We start from the raw sequence: 15900 nt of genomic DNA, 5'->3' as shown, positions 1-15900 counted from the left end.
GTGGTGGTGGTGGTGGCGGCGGAAGTGGCGGTGGTGGAAACGGCGGCGGAAGCGGCGGTGGCGGCAGCGGTGGTCATGGCGGTAACAGCGGGAATGGCGGCAATAGTGGCCACGGCGGTAACAGCGGGAATGGCGGCAACAGTGGCCACGGCGGTAACAGTGGAAGCGGTGGCAACAGCGGTCACAGCAGCGGCGACCATGGCAATTCAGGTAATTCCGGTCCAGGAAGCGCGAATTCCGGTCGCGGTGGTACCCATGCGGAAGCGGGTGACGACCACGGCAATCACGCCCGCGGCGAGGCCGGTGACGACCACGGCGTCCACGTTGGCGGCGAGCCTGGTGATGACCACGGTGTCCACGTCGGCGGTGAGCCGGGTGATGACCGCGGTGTCCACGTCGGCGGTGAGCCAGGTGATGACCGCGGTGTCGACGTTGGCGGCGAGCCGGGTGATGACCGCGGCGTCCATGCCGGCGGCTAACCCGGCGACGACAACAGCCGGATCTGAAGCGTTTAGTGGCTCATGCAAAACCCTGGGGACCGGTTTTGCATGAGGCGCGGCAAAAAATACGCACGTGGGTTCATGGGATTATTTCCCACATGGCTATACTGGGGTTATCTATCCAGGAATTCGCTGAATGCAATCGTCCACGTTGCCCACCTCGCTCCTCAAAGCCTTGCGGCATGTCATGCAGCCGCTGGTGCGCCTGATGCTGCGCAAAGGCGTCACCTACCTGGTATTTGCCGACCTGCTCAAGGAGGTTTTCGTCGAAGTGGCGGACCGTGAGTTCCGCCTGGGCGAGAAGGCACCGAGCGACAGCCGCATCAGCCTGCTCACCGGTGTGCATCGCAAGGATGTACGGCGCTTGCGCAATACCGGCGACCCGGCTGCTTCCACGCTTCCGGAAAACATCACGTTCGGTGCGCAACTGGTCAACGCCTGGGCCCGCGCGCCTTTCTGCAACGACGCCGGCCAGCCACTGCCACTGCCTCGATTGGCCAGTGTCGGCGGCGACCGTTCCTTTGACGCCTTGGTAGCGAAGGTCAGCACCGATATCAGGGCGCGGGTGGTGTTGGACGAATGGCTGCGCCTGGGGGTCGTGCGCCTCGACGAACAGGAGCGTGTGCACCTTGAAGCCCAGGCCTTCGTGCCACAAAAGGGCTTCGATGAGAAAACCGCTTACCTGGGGCATAACCTGCACGATCATGCCTGCGCTGCAGTGCACAACCTGAGCAGCGAAGGCCCGGCCTTTTTTGAACGTAGTGTCCACTATGACGCACTGGCCCCGATGAGCGTCGAGGCGTTGCGCGAGGCCGTGGCCAGCGAGGGAATGCAGGCCCTGTTGAGCTTCAATCGACTCGCCGCCGAACTGGAATTCCGGGATCTGCCCAGCCTTGAACCGCGTCAGCGCATCACGGTCGGCCTTTACTTCTACACTGAAGCTTCCGATCCCAATTCGCCAAAAGCTCCTGAATCATGACCGTCAAATTGCGCCTGATTCGTGCAATCGCCCTCGCTCTGGGCCTCGGGCTTCCGATTGTGCTGCAAGCCGCCCCAGCCTGTGTCAGCCAGAATGACGCGGGCACCAGCGAAGTGCCGCTCATCCAGGTGCCGGGAGGTACCGGCGGTACGGGCGCAGCGCCTGGCGGCATGGGCGGTACCGGCATCGACACCGACAACGGCGGGATCGGCGGTACCGGCGCACCGCTGAAAAAACGCCCTGGCGGCATTGGCGGCACTGGTGCCGTTGCAGGCGGCGTGGGTGGTACGGGCATCAGCAACGATAACGGAGGAATCGGTGGCACCGGCATTGTCGGCACCATCACCGGGTTTGCCTCGATCTGCGTCAATGGCGTGGAAGTGCACTTCAACAAAAACGTTCCGGTCAACGAGAACGGCATTGCCACCTCCAGTACCAGCCTGGCGATAGGCCAAGTGGTTGCCGTGGAAGCGTTCAACTCCCGGCGCGGTCTGGAGGCTGGGCGCATTTCTATCCTGCACGCCTACGAAGGCCCTTTGACAGCCCTGCCACGCGATTCCATGCCCATGCGCGTCATGGGGCAACCGGTACGCCTGGCCAACGGTGCCCAGGTCACTGCCGGTCTGCGCCTGGGTGATCCCGTACGGGTCAGCGGGCTGCGCGATGCTCGTGGCGAAGTGGTGGCCAGCCGTATCGACCGGGCGCCCGGCCTCAAGGAGGCCAGTGCCATCGGCCCGGTGGATCGCAGCGGCTATCTCCAGGGAATCAAACTCAGCAATCACCCAGGCCCGGCGCAGGAAATGCTGGTGCGCGGCCACTGGTCCGGTCGCGAACTGGACGTGAACCAAAGCCGCCCCGATCCGAGCCTGCCTTTCATTGGCCGGGCACACAATGCGGTGATCGAGGGCCTGGTACAGAGCCGGCAGGACCGCCATTTGGTGGTGGGTGGCTTTAATGTGACGCTGGCACGCGACACCGTGTTTGTCGGTGTGCAGGCTTCGCAGCTGACGCTGGATCGACGCGTGCGGATCAACGGCGTGTTCACCGGCGCGCGGGAGGTGCAGGCAACGCGTATCGAATTGCCTCGCGAGCGCTCCGATTCGCCAACAAGTAACCGGCACGGACGACTCGGTTCCAGCGAGCAAGACACCGACAACTCAAGTGGCTCGGGCAACTCGAGCGGTTCCGGCAACTCTGGCAGTTCGGGGGATTCGGGGAACTCGGGCAGTGACAGGAGCGGTCGCTCCGAGAGCGCGGGCAGTGTCATCGACGATACTAGCCACGGGGGCAGTGACAGTCATGGCGGTGGCGACAATATAGAGCGCGTTGACGTGGACAAGTCTGGCAAGTCAGAGCGAGTCGAGAAGGTCGATCAATCCGGCAAAGTCGAGAGAGTGGAGAGGGTAGAGCGGGTAGAGAAAGTAGAGAAGGTAGAACGTCCGGAGAAAGTCGAGAAAGTTGATCGGCCAGAGAAGGTAGAGAAGGTTGATCGGCCAGAAAAAGTTGAGAAGGTAGAAAAAGTCGAGAAGGTTGAGCCGGTTGAGAAAATCGATCACTCCGGCAGGTCGGGTTAAACAGTGCAGCCATGATGCACTTTCGTCATAAGTAACTAGGCTGGGTAAGTCACGCAACAAAACATGCGTGTGAACTTCGATGACGCCAGACACGAGGTGAACATGGACCCCAAGCGCATCCTGCTCGTCGGTTGGCTTGCCAGCCTGGCCTTGCCGGCCTTGGCCGATACCTTCACGACCTCAATCGGAACCGACTACTCGCGAGGCGACTATGGCACCGGTACTACGTCCGAAACCTGGTACGTCCCGCTGGTGGGCAGGTACGAAACCGGTCCCATGACCTATAAGCTCACTGTGCCCTGGCTACGCATCACCAATCCTTCGGTCGGCCCTGACGGCGAGCCACTGCCTGGCGGTTGCGGCAAGGTGGAAAGCGGTCTGGGCGACACCGTTGCCGGTGCCGACTATGCCGTACTCGACGGCAGCGTTAGCGGGCTGTTCGTGGACCTGATCGGCAAGGTCAAGTTGCCCACCGCCGACGAAGACAAGTGCCTGGGCACCGGCAAAACCGACTATTCCGCCCAGGTCGATGTTGCCAAAGCCTTCGGTCCCGTGACCGGGTTCGCTACCCTGGGCTGGAAAAAGTTCGGTGACCCGTCGGGCTCCGACTTCGACAACCCGATATTCGCCGGTCTGGGCTTCGCCATGCCCGTGTTCGCGCGCACCACGGCGGGCGTGTCCTACGACTGGCGGCAGAAGGTTGTTTCCACGGGCGACGAGATCAAGGAAATCACACTTTTCCTCACGCACAAGCTCAATCAGGAATGGAAGTTTCAGTTGTATGCCGTCAAGGGTTTTTCTGACGCCAGCCCGGATGGTGAGGCCGGACTGTTGCTCAGCCACGTTTACTGATTCCTGGCCGTTACCTGCTGCGCGCCCTGTTCGGTATCGACATACCGGGACAATTCCTGCTGGTCCGCGGTATGACGCCATTGTCCGTTTCCGGGCGCTTTGCAGTTCAGTTTTTCTTCTTGATCAGTTTATTGATGTAGTACTTCAGGCTTAAACGATCCTTGGGCCTTGGTTTGTAGTGGGTCTTGTTTCTTTGTGCCGGATCGATCGCCATGGTTCCCGCAGTGTAGTAATAAAGCGCGATAGACCTGCGGGTGATGTGCTCCGGAGTGGTTAAAGGCTCCGGGTGCCCATGATTGCTGTCCTTGTCTGTGTTGAAAATGACACAGCGATTGTAAATGGGCAGGACTTTCTTAAGGCAGGTCTTCATGCCGACATCCCAAAGTTCCAGGTTGCCGCCGTATTCCTCCTGCCAGTCTTCATTCAGATAAATGATGATGTTCAGTCTGCGCTCGACATTAAGCTTTTTGTTGAGCCTGAAGTCCGAGTGCACCCCCAGGAAACCACCGCTTTTCGTTTCATGCAGGCCGCCACCGCTAAAGTAGGGGTCGGGTATCAATCCCTCGATGCCTGTGAGCTTTTCAAGAAACTGCAACATGGGGGCCGAGTTAAAGGCGTTGAAAACAGTCTTCAAATAGGCGTCGCATTCGTTGGGGCTGATTTGACGTTTGCGTTGACCTTTATAGCCGCGCTCGTAGAGCATTTCGTTGTTGGTTGGCTCGACCGGGAAGTGCGAGCAGATGCTCGCAATCAGGTCTTCGTGCAAGAAGTTGTCGATGACTATGTGCGGAAATGGCGTAGCCTGAACATAGCTGCCGGTCAACGAGGCACCAAAGGCGCTGGCGGCATTTTGGTCGAAATCAAGCTCCGGGGACAGGGTGATAGGTAGTGCTTGAGTGATGGGTGCCATTACCGCTCCAGTAACTTGATAAAACGACTTTTGGGTGACTTGAAACAGCGTTGAACGCACTGCTCGTTGCGTCTGTTCGTAGCTTAATTTTTTCTGTCGTCCTTGTTCAGACGCTTAAGGATGTTGTTGTACATTTTGGTTCGTCTATGAGTTTTATCATAGCCGCCAGCCGCTGCGACAGTGCCGGCCTGAATGTGATCCAGATAACTGAAGATTTTACCCGGTGATAACATTTCTACGACATAACCCAGCTCGATCATGCGGTCCTGGAGTGTATAGCCTGGCACTCGATCATCCATCGAAAAGTGCATATTGTGCTGTTTGACAAGTTTGCAGTTCCATAGCGTGCAGAAACTTTTCAAATAGACTTCTTTGTACGGTTTTGGTTCTCTGGAACGCAATCCCATGGAGATTTTCAGACGTCTGAAGTGATGTTTGAACAGTCGTGAGCTATAGCGCCAGACAGATCGCGTGGTACCGCGGTTTAATTGCTCGACACAACCGACGGCCGCGACCTTTGGATTTTTCAAGCATTTATTCAGCATCATCGGAAAAACATTCTTGTCGAAAACAAATGTATCGGTGTGCATCAGGAATAAATAATCGGTGTCAATTCGTTCCAGAACCAGATCAAGTGCCTTGCCATGTGCAATATGGCCCGCTTCTGGTGCGGAAACAGAGCGCTCGATCAAATTGATCCAGTCAAGAGTTCGTAAGTACTCAGTGCTCTCATCGGCGGAATAGTTGTCAACCACCCATACCGGGACGCTGTTGCTGCCAAAATGCTGGTGCAATAAGTCCAGGCATATCTTGGTAATTTCTGGTGTTTTGTAATTTACTATAACTATGCTGAAGGCTTTGGAGCTTTCGGCCAGTAAATCAGGGTTGTTCATCGTTCAGGTGCTCAATGTTTTTGTATTTGGTTATACGAATGATTGAACCTGTATACAGTTCTTGAATGTTTTTTGCGCAAAATCTTGCGTGGCCATAGAGCACAATTTGTTAAGTCGCTTTGTCATGCATAATAACCAAGGCCTGCTCAGGCCCGACGGAGAGCAGTAGAAACGGAGTTCATCGTATAAGGATCTGCTCTGCAGGTAAACATTTTGACTTGATTCGTTACATCATGAGGCTGGACAGGCCAGCGTCTTGGGACGGTGTGAGCCGCTCTTGCGTCGGGCATTACGCGCCGCGTAGATGGGCCGGTTAAGCATGCGTGCGCGCGATTCATTTTCAGGGGGAGCGACCACATCAGGTGCTCCCCATGGGCTTTGTGCCCGACAAGCTTTCGTGAGCCGCTCGTTTGGCTATTGCTTGACCGGTTCAATGTCATTCAATTGCCAGCTCTTATCGAACCAGGGTTTCAGTGGACCGTACAGGCGGAAGATGGTCATCCAGCTTTTGCCCGGTATGGTTTGAATCCAGTTTTCGGCGTTGGCCGGTTTGCTCGGCGCAAAATAGAGATCAACCGATCCGTCGACGTTGGCTTTCAGGCCCTTGGCACTGCTCAAGCTTGGGAACTGGGTGTCTGTCTGGAGCATCGAGCGGGTCTGGGTGTCATACAGCACGACTGACCAAAAGTCTTTGGCGGGGACATTGGCCGGTACTCTTAACCGATAGGTTTTCGCACCATCAAAAGGGTTGCCTTCATTGTCGAAGTTGGCTGCCGTGTATTGCGAGCCGATACCTGGCATGGCGATGGCCATCGCAGGGGTATTGACCGTGGCCGCATAGAAAAACATGGTGCGCGCATCGAAATTTCGGGCGCCGTCATTCAACCACTCATAACTGCCGCCAATGAACGGAGTGGTCCAGTGACGGTCGGGATAGATCAGCGCCATGGGATTGCGGTTATCGAAATCGATTGAGCGTGCCGTGGCATTCCCGACAGCGACCGAGTCAGTCAGGATTTTTTTCATGCGTGCATCAGGCTCGAAGGGTTTGCCTTTCTGCATCCCGATGGCGGCCATGAGCCCGGTCATGTCCGGACCGTAGGCACCTGCAGGTTCTTCCTGGACGATCTGGTTCAGCTCTTCATAGAACTTGAAGGTATTGGCGTGGATGGTATTCATCTGTTTGCTGGAGAGGCTGATGAACCTGGTTTGCGGTGGCGACTTGAGCGACGTCAGTGGATAAACGCGCAGACCTTTTTTCAGGCTCGCTACACCTGGCCTGGTATCACCGTTCTCCATGAATGCACGGCCAAACAGCAGGTTCCCGTAGGTGGGGGACTTCACCACGAAATACCCCTCAGGCAACTTGCCCTCATAGCCTGGCGGGACGAGTACATATTTGCCGCCCTTGCCTTTATCCGGACCTGCGTTACCCAGGTCGACTACATAACGGAACCAGAAGTCGTCGATGACCCCGAGGATATTGGGCGGGGTTTCGACAATGAGCGGACCATCTTTGAGGTCCAGCCAGCTCCAGAAGTAAATAGTCTCGGTATTGGCGGTCAGAAACAGCGACCGTGAATCCATCAGGTTTTCAAAGATCCCGACAGTGCCATTTTCCGCGCCGACTTCTCGCAATCCGGTACGGATCGCCACCATGGAAGCGCCAGGAATGCCGTTCAGAAAGACTTCGACACCACGCAGAAAGTCCAGGTGGTCGTAGAGTTTCCTGGAGGTCTCCCTGGTGGGTACGCCATCGAAGAACTTCAGTTCACCAATCGACGTATCGACGCTGTCTGGCGTCTGGATCTCGGTTGGAATGGGCGTGGTCATTTTGTATGTCGCCGGTTCAGCGAACGGTGCCTGGCCTAGTGTAAGCATCAGGGATGCGGCAAGCGTGGTGCGAATGAATGGGTGCTTGAGTTGCATAAAAACGTCCTGTGTATGTGCGCAAGCCCAAAGTCCTTGGGCCGTTTAAGTGTGCTGAGTTTTCAAGCTCAGGTAAATGCACTCACGCTTGGCGCTGCTCATGGGCACCTTTGAGCTTTGTGAACTAACCAAGCGCCTGGCGTCGATAGGCCATGGGTGTGTTGTTTTGCCATCGTCGAAAAGCGCGCACCAGACTGCTGGTGCTACTGAATCCCAGTTTGCTGGCAACCTGTTCCAGACTCAGTGCCGGATTGGCCAGAAGCACCAGCGCTTGAGCCTCGCGTGCCTGATCGAGTAACTGGCTGAAGGTCAGGCCCTGGCTTGTCAAGTTGCGACGCAGCAACTTCGGGCAGATGTCCAGCTCGGTCGCCAGTTGCTGGACATCGGGAGTTTCGGTGAGCATGTCGGCCAGGCGCGAACGTAGCGCGCTGGGGGGCAGCGGTAGTCCAAGTTGCGCCAGATATCGCAGGATGGGTTGTTCCAATTGAGCCAGCAGATGCGGATTGGCTCCGGGCAGGGGCATTGCCAGGCTTTCAAACTTGAAAACCATCGCACCACAGGCACAGCCAAACGTTACCGGCAATCCCAGTGCCCGCCAGGGCGTAGGGTCCTTGGGAGGAGGGCGGGGCAATTCCAGGCGACGTAGTAACTGCCGCGCGTGCAAGCCGGTCTGACGCTCGAACAGGCGAATGCAAAAAGCCTGGAAGAAGCAGTCGAGTGCAGCATCGGTAGGGCGTTGCGGCCCGTGCCGACGGATTTCCAGGCGACAGTCTCCATTGGCATCTATCGAGAGTTGAGGCAGTGCGATAGTGGTCAACACGCGAATAATCTGTACATGGCGCTGCAAGGCCTCGCCAAAGGTGGCGCTGGTACAGAGTGCCAGGTCAATGCCATAGAACTGTGCGGGCTGAAAGTACCGGGCCACGCGCAAGCCAAACGCTTCATCACCGGTCAACTCGACACAGCGAAGCCAGAGCGGACTGAGTGTCGTCATCGTTAGTCGCAGCTCGCTGTCGAGCATCACCGCAGGGTCGATACCGACACTCAACAGCACAGGCTCCGGATCGATTGCGTAGGCACCCCGCAGTGTGCCGGCGATAGCACTGACCACTGTGGCCAATGTTGACTGGGCCAGCGTTGGGGAGGCGGCTGTGGCATGGCTCATGGCTTTGGCGCAATCGAAAGTGAATGACACAGGATGGCTGGCGGTCCCGGGTTGTGCAAGGCGCGAAAAAAAACGCCCCGACGCTTAAGTCCGGGGCGGTTCAAGGGGGCATGGCCCCAAGCGTCGATGTGGCTGAGCAGCAATCAAAGTCAGGCGCGGCTAACGAAGGGGCCTGGCCAGGTCAGGGCAGCAAAATCACCTGTAGGTTCATAACCCCGCAAAATCATCAGGAACGGCTTGCCGGCCTCGGTCGGCAGCCAGTTCGCGGTTTTATCATCGCCCGGATCATTGGCTTGCAGGTACAGGGTGATCGAACCGTCGGGGGACGGCAATAAGTGCGAACGGCTGCCCACGGAATACCGGTTCAACGGATTGGGGATCACCGTATAGCCTTCGTAGCGGTACAGGTGGATGGACCAGAACGCCCGAGCCTCGGGCAGTTTGCCGGCGGGGAATGTCACGCGATAACGGGCACTGCCGTCGAGCAAGTGGCCAGTCGTATCCTTCTGGTACATCAGATAGATGGTTTCGCTGATGGGCAATGCCACGGTACCCAGCAAGGCCATGCCAGCCCGATAGCGGAAGTCGTCGCCATACGTGCCTATGTGCTTGAGCGGGTACAACCAGCCATTGCTCGACAGATTGCCGGGCAGGTTTTTGGTGGTGGCAGTCACCCTGGCGCGACCATCGATTTCGGCCCGCAACAGACCTCGGAGAATGTCCTCGTCGAGTGTGGAAAAGTCTGATGGCTGGCTGGCGCCCAGGCCAATGGTGGTAAATGTCGACAGCAGGCTGCCGTCATGTTGCGGGGGCGGGCATTCTCGCAACATCAGCTGCAAGGTCTTGAAGTCGGCCAACGCGTCCGCTTGCACGTCTGTCGGTTGGAAGACCTGGGCAGGCGGCGCTTGCCAGTCGGGTTGACCGTACGCGCTCAATGGGCACAGCTTGAAGTGCTCCTGAAGCGCGATCACTTGCTGGCGATCCGCCTCGTCAGTGAAGTACAGGCGCAACACGCCGAACACCAACGGCGAAGGCGCCCGGTAAACCTTGGCCACTTCACTTGGCAGCGTTCCCTGCCATTGCGGGCCGACCATCGCGATCAGTGTCTCGCCAGTCAACTCCCGGTGATTGGGTACACCAAAGCCTACGCCAAACAGGTCACACAGCTGAACGCTCCAGTATCGCGAGGCAATCGCCGGAATGCGCAGCAGCAGTGGCTCCTGCCGCAGGTCACCCCAGAAGTTGGAGTAGAGGGTATCGGTCTGCGGCATGCCCGGCACTGCCGGAGTCACCGTCTGCCGGCGGTGAATAAAGGCGCCATAGCGGTGCTTTTCACCGACCATCGGATCGCCTTCCATCATTCGCTTGTAACGCAGGCGGGCGAAGTAAATCAGTGGGTAGCCATACACGTATGCGGCGAGCCCCAACTGGTAGGCCTGTTCCTCTCGATTGTCGGCGGCCAGCAGGCGCGCACCAGGCAATAGGGCGCCCAGACCACCGATCAGACCGGCGACGGCAAAGCCTTTGAGCAGGTGCCGGCGTTGCTCGAACAGTTCGGTTACATCGTTCAAATCGTCCATCAGCGTGTCCTTGAATACGAAGCGATGAGCAGGCGGGGGAGCCTGGCGGGCTTACTTGCCCAGGCGCTTGAGTTGGGCTGGAGTGAACTCGGCTTTTTGCGTGGTGAAACCGACGTCCATTTTCTTCGGTACTTCGTTGGTCATGTAGTTGGTCGCATAACCGCCGGAGATCAGGTCATAGGTAGCCTCCACCGCAGTGATCGGCAGCTCGATGTCATGCTGCTGGGTCAAGTACGCCTCGTAGTTGCGCCACAACTCGCCGCGGCTGTCGTAGATGTCCGAGGCCATGATTTGCCAGGAGTCCTCATCGATGTAAAAGCGACGCTTGGCATAGACGTGCCGGGCAGTGGGCTTGAGAGACGCCTCGATCACCCAGACGCGGTGTTTTTCATAGCGCACCAGATCCGGATTGAGGTAGCCAGGCTTGAGAATGTCGGCGTACTTGAGTGCCTTGTTGGCCAATTGGAAGGCGTTGTAACCGACCAGCATTTCCTGCTTGCCGATCAGCTTCCAGTCGTAGCGATCCGGGGCACCGTTGTAGCCGTCTACGCTATCGGACACCACCTGGCCGAAGCTGTAGCGTGCGCTACTGTCATAGGCCACTGTAGGCGCGCGACGCACGCGACGCTGACCCGGGATGTACTGCCAGGCCGCACGCGGTTCGGTGATCTGGTTCAGCGGTTCCTGGATCAGGGTCACTTCGCCGGAGTAACGCGAGGGTGTCAGGGTCAACACCCGGTTGAAAAACAGCACGTTGGCGTCCGGTTCAATGTCTGTGACGTTCTCGCGAAAGGCGCTCATCGCATCGTATGTGACCACCGTGGAGTCGCCCCGTGCCTGCACGACGGCCGAGGCGAACTCGCGCCGAACGGCACCGCCACGGAAACGTGTCAGGTGGTTCCACAACACTTCGAGGGCATCGGTCGGTTCGGGAAACGGAACGCCGAACTGGTAGCCTTTGAGGCCATAGCCACCTTCTTCGAGGGACACCGTGGCCAGGTTGGCGCGGGTTTGCTCCTGGTACTTCTGCGGCAGGCGCGCGGTACGGTGGGTCGCAAACACCCGCATGTGGTATTCGGGATAGCGGGAAAACATGGCCTGCTGACCGGGACTGAGCTGGGGCTTGTATTGCGCCAGGTTGCTCTTGTCGACGGTGTACAGAGGCTTCTCCCCGGCAAACGGGTCGGCGTAGTTACCGTCGCTGCTGACGGCTGCGGCACCGGGTTTGAGGCCGCCACTCCAGGCCGGAATACTGCCGTCGGCATTGGCGCCGCGTTCGGCTCCGATGGGCGTCAAGGTGTTGTCCAGTCGAGTGGCATCGCTCTGTTTGGCCAGTGCCGGGCTGCAGCACAACACGGTGATCAGGGAAAGGGCGAAAGGAAATCCGGTCATGGTTAGGTTCATCATCAGAAACTGGCCTTGAGGGTGACCGAGGCGAAGTCGCGGTCATCGAGGGTGGAGAATTTGTTGGTGCCGAAGAAGTCGTTGTAAGCCAACTCCAGCGAGTAGTTGTTCCGGTAGTCGAAGGTCAGCGCCGCACCGGCGGCCATTTGCCCCTCCTGGAAGTTAGGGCCGTAGCCCTCTACGTCATGTCGAAAGTTCAGCGAGGGTGTCACTACCGTGGCCGGAATCAGGCTTTCGAATGCCAGTGCCGCCCGTAGGCGATAGCCCCAGGAGAAACCGGTGGTGAAGCCGTGGGTGTTGCAGAAGTCGGCGTTCTTTTCGGCCGCTTGTGCGGCACTCAAGCCACCGACCGCAGGCACGAAGCAGGCTGCCCCGTTGTTCTGCACCCGACCGAACACACTGGCGCGGCCCAGGCGTTCTTCCTCCAGATTGATGTCGTCGATCCAGTTGGCACCGGCTTCCGCGGCCCAGGTGAGTTTCTGGGCACCCAGCACGTTGCTGATGTTGTCGGTAGCCCCCAGGCTGTATTGCCAGACTTTCTTGCGCTTGTAGCCTTGCACCTCGCTGCCGAGTGCCGGTGCGACACCGTCGAAAATCGGCGTGCTGGCACCGGCACCGGCGATGGCCGCCACCACATCGGAGGCGTTGTAGGACAGCGGTTGGTTGGGTCGGTAGCTCAGTTCGCTGAATACGGCCGTGCTGCCGACCACACCGTTGAGGCTTATGCCGAACAGGCGGATGTCTTGCGGGTAGACAGTGTTGTACGTGCCGGTAGGCAACGTTCCGGCGGCCAGGCTGGTGCGCACTGACCCGTTCAGGCTCGGTGTGCGGCTGTGGTAGTTGGCGTAGTAAAGACCCAGCTCGGCATCATTGAGTGATTCAAGCGTCTTGTGCAGGGCCAGGCCATATTGCCCGCCATCCTTTGGCCAGTCAGTCGGGCCACGGCTCTCGTAGGCGCGCGCGCGGATCGCCTGCGCAGTGGTCAGGTTGCCGGTTGGATTCACGATGACCTGAGTCATCTGACACCCTTCCTGAGTGTTGTCACTGACTGAGAAGAAGGTGCCGCAGCCGTCCAGTACCGAGGGCCGGAAGTTGTATTGATAGAACCCCTCGAGGCTCAGGCTGTCGGCCAGGTCATAGTTGAAACTGAGCATCTCGACCGGCAACTGGCCTTCCTTGAGCTCCACGCCAGGGCGGTTGAACGCTGAGGCATCCAACGGGTTGATGGCGTTGATGCCATTTTGCAGGAACAGCGCTTCGCCCCAGGACAAAACCTGCTTGCCCAGTTTGACGTTGAGTTGGTGATCGTTGATCTCGAAGTTCTTCCATGCATAAAGATCCAGCACTTCGAAGCCCTGAAATTTTGCAAGGTCTTGCCAGCCACTGTCATCGAACCGGGTGAAATCGCCGTTGCCGGTTTCATAGGCATGGTCATACCAGTACTTCACGCGCACGAAGGCGCCTTGTTTGCCATCGTTCAGATCGAATTCTGTGAGCCCCTTGAAAATCTGCGAGATCGCGTCGCCCTTGTCGAAGTTGAGCTTGCCATCATCGGCGTTATAGTTGATGCCTGCGCCACGTTTGCCGATTGACCGGGCATCGGCGACGGTCAGTTGATCCGGATCGGCGTTGCGCAGGGCCCAACTGCTGCCCAGGGTCAGTGTGGTGTTACTGGTCAGGCTCCAGTCGTCATTCACTTGCCAGGTATTGGCCTGGGCGGCCAGTGGGCCGGTCAATGTGGCCAGGGTGATACCTGCCACTGACAGGCTTGGGCGCAACCGTGATCGGCGCGGTGTGGGATTGCGAGAAAGGGCGAGTCGTTTCATGCGCTAAATCACCTGTTTTTGTTGTATTGGTGAGCGTGTTGAAGCGCGCATTGAGCTGGCGGTTGGCTGCCAGGTCCGTACTATGTCGCGCTTGCGACGGCGCAAAACGTTGCTCCGCCTTGATGACAACGATGGGAGGGTTTGCTTGAAAAACGTTAATCATTGGCCGACAAATCGTTTCCCCGCGCATCGAAATAGACCGTCGTTATGCGTCTGCATAATCAACTCGGGGGTGCAGGAACTGGAGGCTCGCGGTCTGGACTTACAGCGATTGCAAGCCGACTGGGGCGTGAGTTTGACCAGCCTGCGCCAGCCCCATGTGCGCCTGCCGGCGTTTCTTGCCCGACGCTTCTGGGAAGTGGCACGCGAACTCAGTGGTGATCCAGCCATCGGCCTTGCCGCCGCTCGCCAGAGTGATCCGGGACAGATGCTTGGTCTGGCCTATCTGATGCAACTGATGCCCAGCCGGTTTGCGTCGCTGGAAGAGTTGTCGCGCTACTGGCCACTGTGGACCGGGCACATGGCATTACACATCGAGGAAAAAAACGGGCTGTTGCACGTTGCCTTGCTACCCGGTCATGCCTTGTTGCCAGCAGTTGAAGAACTGGATTTCTGGGGCGCGCTGCAAATCCAGCACCTTAAAGGTTTGCCGGGTACCACCAATGCCATTCGCGAATTACGCCTTCGGCGTCCGCGACCAGAAAACCCGGAGCCCTGGCTGAACCTTGCCGCAGACCTGGTGCAGTTCGATGCCCCACGCGATGAGGTGGTTCTGGACATGGACGCTTTGCGTGAGCCACGCCCAGCCGGCAGTCCGGCCGTCTGCAATGCCCTGGCGAACTCGTTGAAGAATTATGCGACGCAAACCAGCCGTGAATCGGTGCTTGAAGCGGTGGCCAACATCGTGCTGGCTGATCTGGCGCACGCGCCTGGCCTGGATCAAACCGCCGAACGTTTGCACATAACCTCGCGCACATTGCATCGGGCATTACAGCGCGAAGGCTGGACATTCAACGCTATTGTTGAAATTCAACGACGGTACGTAGCGCGCGATTTGCTCTCGAACCCTGAGCTGACAGTGAGCGAAGTGGCTGAACGAGTGGGGTATCGAGAGGTATCAAACTTCAGTCGGGCCTTTCGCCGTTGGTATGGCATCAGTCCTGGTGCCAGGTCGTGATGGGCAAATCGCAGAAAAGCACTCTGGCACAGAGAAAATGAAGCCAAAGGAAAATCTTTGGCGAAATGCTCGCCCTGCAATTCACAGCTTGTAGCCAATCTGCCGCAGCAAGTTCTTGCGCCACAGAATGTCTTCATCACCTTCGATGTCATTGGCACAAAATCCATCCACTACGCCCAGGATTGCTCGCCCTTGCTGCGTCTCGGCGAGAATCACTTCGGTTGGATTGGCTGTTGCACAAAAAATACGGCATACCTCTGGAACCATTTTGATGGTGTTCAACACGTTCAGCGGATAGAAACCGTCACCCAGGAAGATGATGAAGCTATGGCCTGCGGCGATGGCTTTCGCATTCTTCTGTGCCAGTTCAATCATTGAGCTATCGGTGCCAGACCATCGCACCAGGCATTGGCCAGAGGCTTCACAAAAGGCCACGCCAAACTGGATCCCTGGCACGGTATTGACCAGCGCTTCGTGGATGTCCTCGACAGATTTGATGAAGTGCGTCTGACCCAGAATGAAGTTCGTCGCATCCGGCTTTTCGATTTTCAACGTGATGAGTTGCATTTCAAACACCTCCTTTCACGATGTTGCCAAGAGAGCCTGGCAACAAACCAAGCATAGCTACTCATTGGTTATTGCTGCGTCCTCTGTCTGTTTTTGGTCAATTGCTCAGCGCGTGCCCTGGACCTGATATCTGGTCGTTGACACTTGGGCTGACAGGACTAATCTAAGTGATGTGGGAATATTTCCCACGTTTCGATGCCGGCTGGCTCTGAGGGATCGTACGGAAACCGCAGTGGCTCGTTAATACTGCAGATTTATGGCTGTGCCGGTTGGCTGGCCGCTCCAATGGGCGGCCGGGAACTCACTGGACATTGCGTTCGATATGGAGGTGACGACGCAACTCCAAGCGGAGGTGCATCATGCTGCTCAAGAAATGTTTGTTGGCTCTGGCAATAGGCGGGGTCTTGTCTGCATCGACTGTTCTGGTGCCCGATTACATCGGCAGTTTCTCCAGCGTGTATGCCAAAGACGGCGGCAGCGGCGGTGGAGGCGGTGGCGGTCACGGCGGTGGCGGCGGTTCCGGAGGCGGTGGTCACGGTGGTGG

General features: G+C 57.9%; 13 protein-coding genes and 1 pseudogene. 6 read left to right on the top strand and 8 right to left on the bottom strand.

Going from position 1 to position 15900, the window contains the following annotated elements; all coding sequences use genetic code 11:
* The 4 genes from KGA96_RS29700 to KGA96_RS29035 all read left to right on the top strand — a co-directional run.
* Positions 1 to 479, top strand: a 479-nt coding sequence (locus tag KGA96_RS29700; RefSeq protein ID WP_263287148.1) for a hypothetical protein, incomplete at its 5' end; no start/stop codon positions are given.
* A 157-nt stretch (positions 480 to 636) separates the two neighbouring features.
* Positions 637 to 1479, top strand: coding sequence for a DUF6502 family protein (locus KGA96_RS29045; protein ID WP_046040433.1), 843 nt, complete (start codon positions 637 to 639; stop codon positions 1477 to 1479).
* Complete coding sequence (locus tag KGA96_RS29040; protein WP_046040434.1) at positions 1476 to 3053, top strand: DUF5666 domain-containing protein; 1578 nt, start codon at positions 1476 to 1478, stop codon at positions 3051 to 3053. The genes KGA96_RS29045 and KGA96_RS29040 overlap by 4 nt, the downstream gene beginning before the upstream one ends.
* A gap of 102 nt (positions 3054 to 3155) precedes the next feature.
* A complete protein-coding gene (locus KGA96_RS29035; RefSeq protein WP_223466844.1) occupies positions 3156 to 3905 on the top strand; it encodes a hypothetical protein in 750 nt (249 codons plus the stop codon).
* Positions 3906 to 4011: 106 nt separating this feature from the next.
* Here KGA96_RS29035 and KGA96_RS29030 read toward each other — a convergent pair whose 3' ends face one another.
* The 7 genes from KGA96_RS29030 to KGA96_RS29000 all read right to left on the bottom strand — a co-directional run bounded on the left by KGA96_RS29030 (position 4012) and on the right by KGA96_RS29000 (position 13612).
* Complete coding sequence (locus KGA96_RS29030) at positions 4012 to 4815, bottom strand: 2OG-Fe(II) oxygenase (RefSeq protein ID WP_046040435.1); 804 nt, start codon at positions 4813 to 4815, stop codon at positions 4012 to 4014.
* 83 nt (positions 4816 to 4898) lie between these two features.
* Positions 4899 to 5708 carry a glycosyltransferase gene (locus KGA96_RS29025; RefSeq protein WP_046040437.1) on the bottom strand — a complete coding sequence of 270 codons (810 nt, stop codon included), beginning with the start codon at positions 5706 to 5708 and terminating at the stop codon, positions 4899 to 4901.
* Positions 5709 to 6122: 414 nt separating this feature from the next.
* Positions 6123 to 7637 carry a DUF1254 domain-containing protein gene (locus KGA96_RS29020; RefSeq protein ID WP_223515972.1) on the bottom strand — a complete coding sequence of 505 codons (1515 nt, stop codon included), beginning with the start codon at positions 7635 to 7637 and terminating at the stop codon, positions 6123 to 6125.
* A 124-nt stretch (positions 7638 to 7761) separates the two neighbouring features.
* Positions 7762 to 8802: an AraC family transcriptional regulator gene (locus KGA96_RS29015; protein ID WP_185754772.1), complete on the bottom strand. Its 1041-nt coding sequence runs from the start codon at positions 8800 to 8802 to the stop codon at positions 7762 to 7764.
* 149 nt (positions 8803 to 8951) lie between these two features.
* Positions 8952 to 10382 carry a DUF1254 domain-containing protein gene (locus KGA96_RS29010; protein ID WP_046040439.1) on the bottom strand — a complete coding sequence of 477 codons (1431 nt, stop codon included), beginning with the start codon at positions 10380 to 10382 and terminating at the stop codon, positions 8952 to 8954.
* A gap of 51 nt (positions 10383 to 10433) precedes the next feature.
* Positions 10434 to 11774, bottom strand: a complete 1341-nt coding sequence (locus KGA96_RS29005) for a DUF1329 domain-containing protein (protein ID WP_223466848.1) — start codon at positions 11772 to 11774, stop codon at positions 10434 to 10436.
* A gap of 14 nt (positions 11775 to 11788) precedes the next feature.
* A complete protein-coding gene (locus tag KGA96_RS29000; protein WP_223515969.1) occupies positions 11789 to 13612 on the bottom strand; it encodes a DUF1302 domain-containing protein in 1824 nt (607 codons plus the stop codon).
* Between the two features lie 82 nt (positions 13613 to 13694).
* Between KGA96_RS29000 and KGA96_RS28995 the strand changes: the two genes are divergently transcribed.
* Positions 13695 to 14789, top strand: coding sequence for a helix-turn-helix transcriptional regulator (locus KGA96_RS28995; RefSeq protein WP_223515967.1), 1095 nt, complete (start codon positions 13695 to 13697; stop codon positions 14787 to 14789).
* Between the two features lie 81 nt (positions 14790 to 14870).
* Here the strand turns inward: KGA96_RS28995 and KGA96_RS28990 are convergent, their stop codons facing one another.
* Complete coding sequence (locus KGA96_RS28990; RefSeq protein ID WP_046040441.1) at positions 14871 to 15356, bottom strand: adenosine-specific kinase; 486 nt, start codon at positions 15354 to 15356, stop codon at positions 14871 to 14873.
* Positions 15357 to 15715: 359 nt separating this feature from the next.
* On the opposite strand from KGA96_RS28990, the pseudogene KGA96_RS28985 reads away from it, so the two are divergent.
* A pseudogene (locus KGA96_RS28985) lies at positions 15716 to 15900 on the top strand (hypothetical protein); the annotation flags it as partial.

This window comes from Pseudomonas sp. GL-R-26, assembly GCF_019947365.1.
Lineage (GTDB): Bacteria > Pseudomonadota > Gammaproteobacteria > Pseudomonadales > Pseudomonadaceae > Aquipseudomonas.
This window is presented reverse-complemented; position numbering and strand designations above follow the sequence as displayed.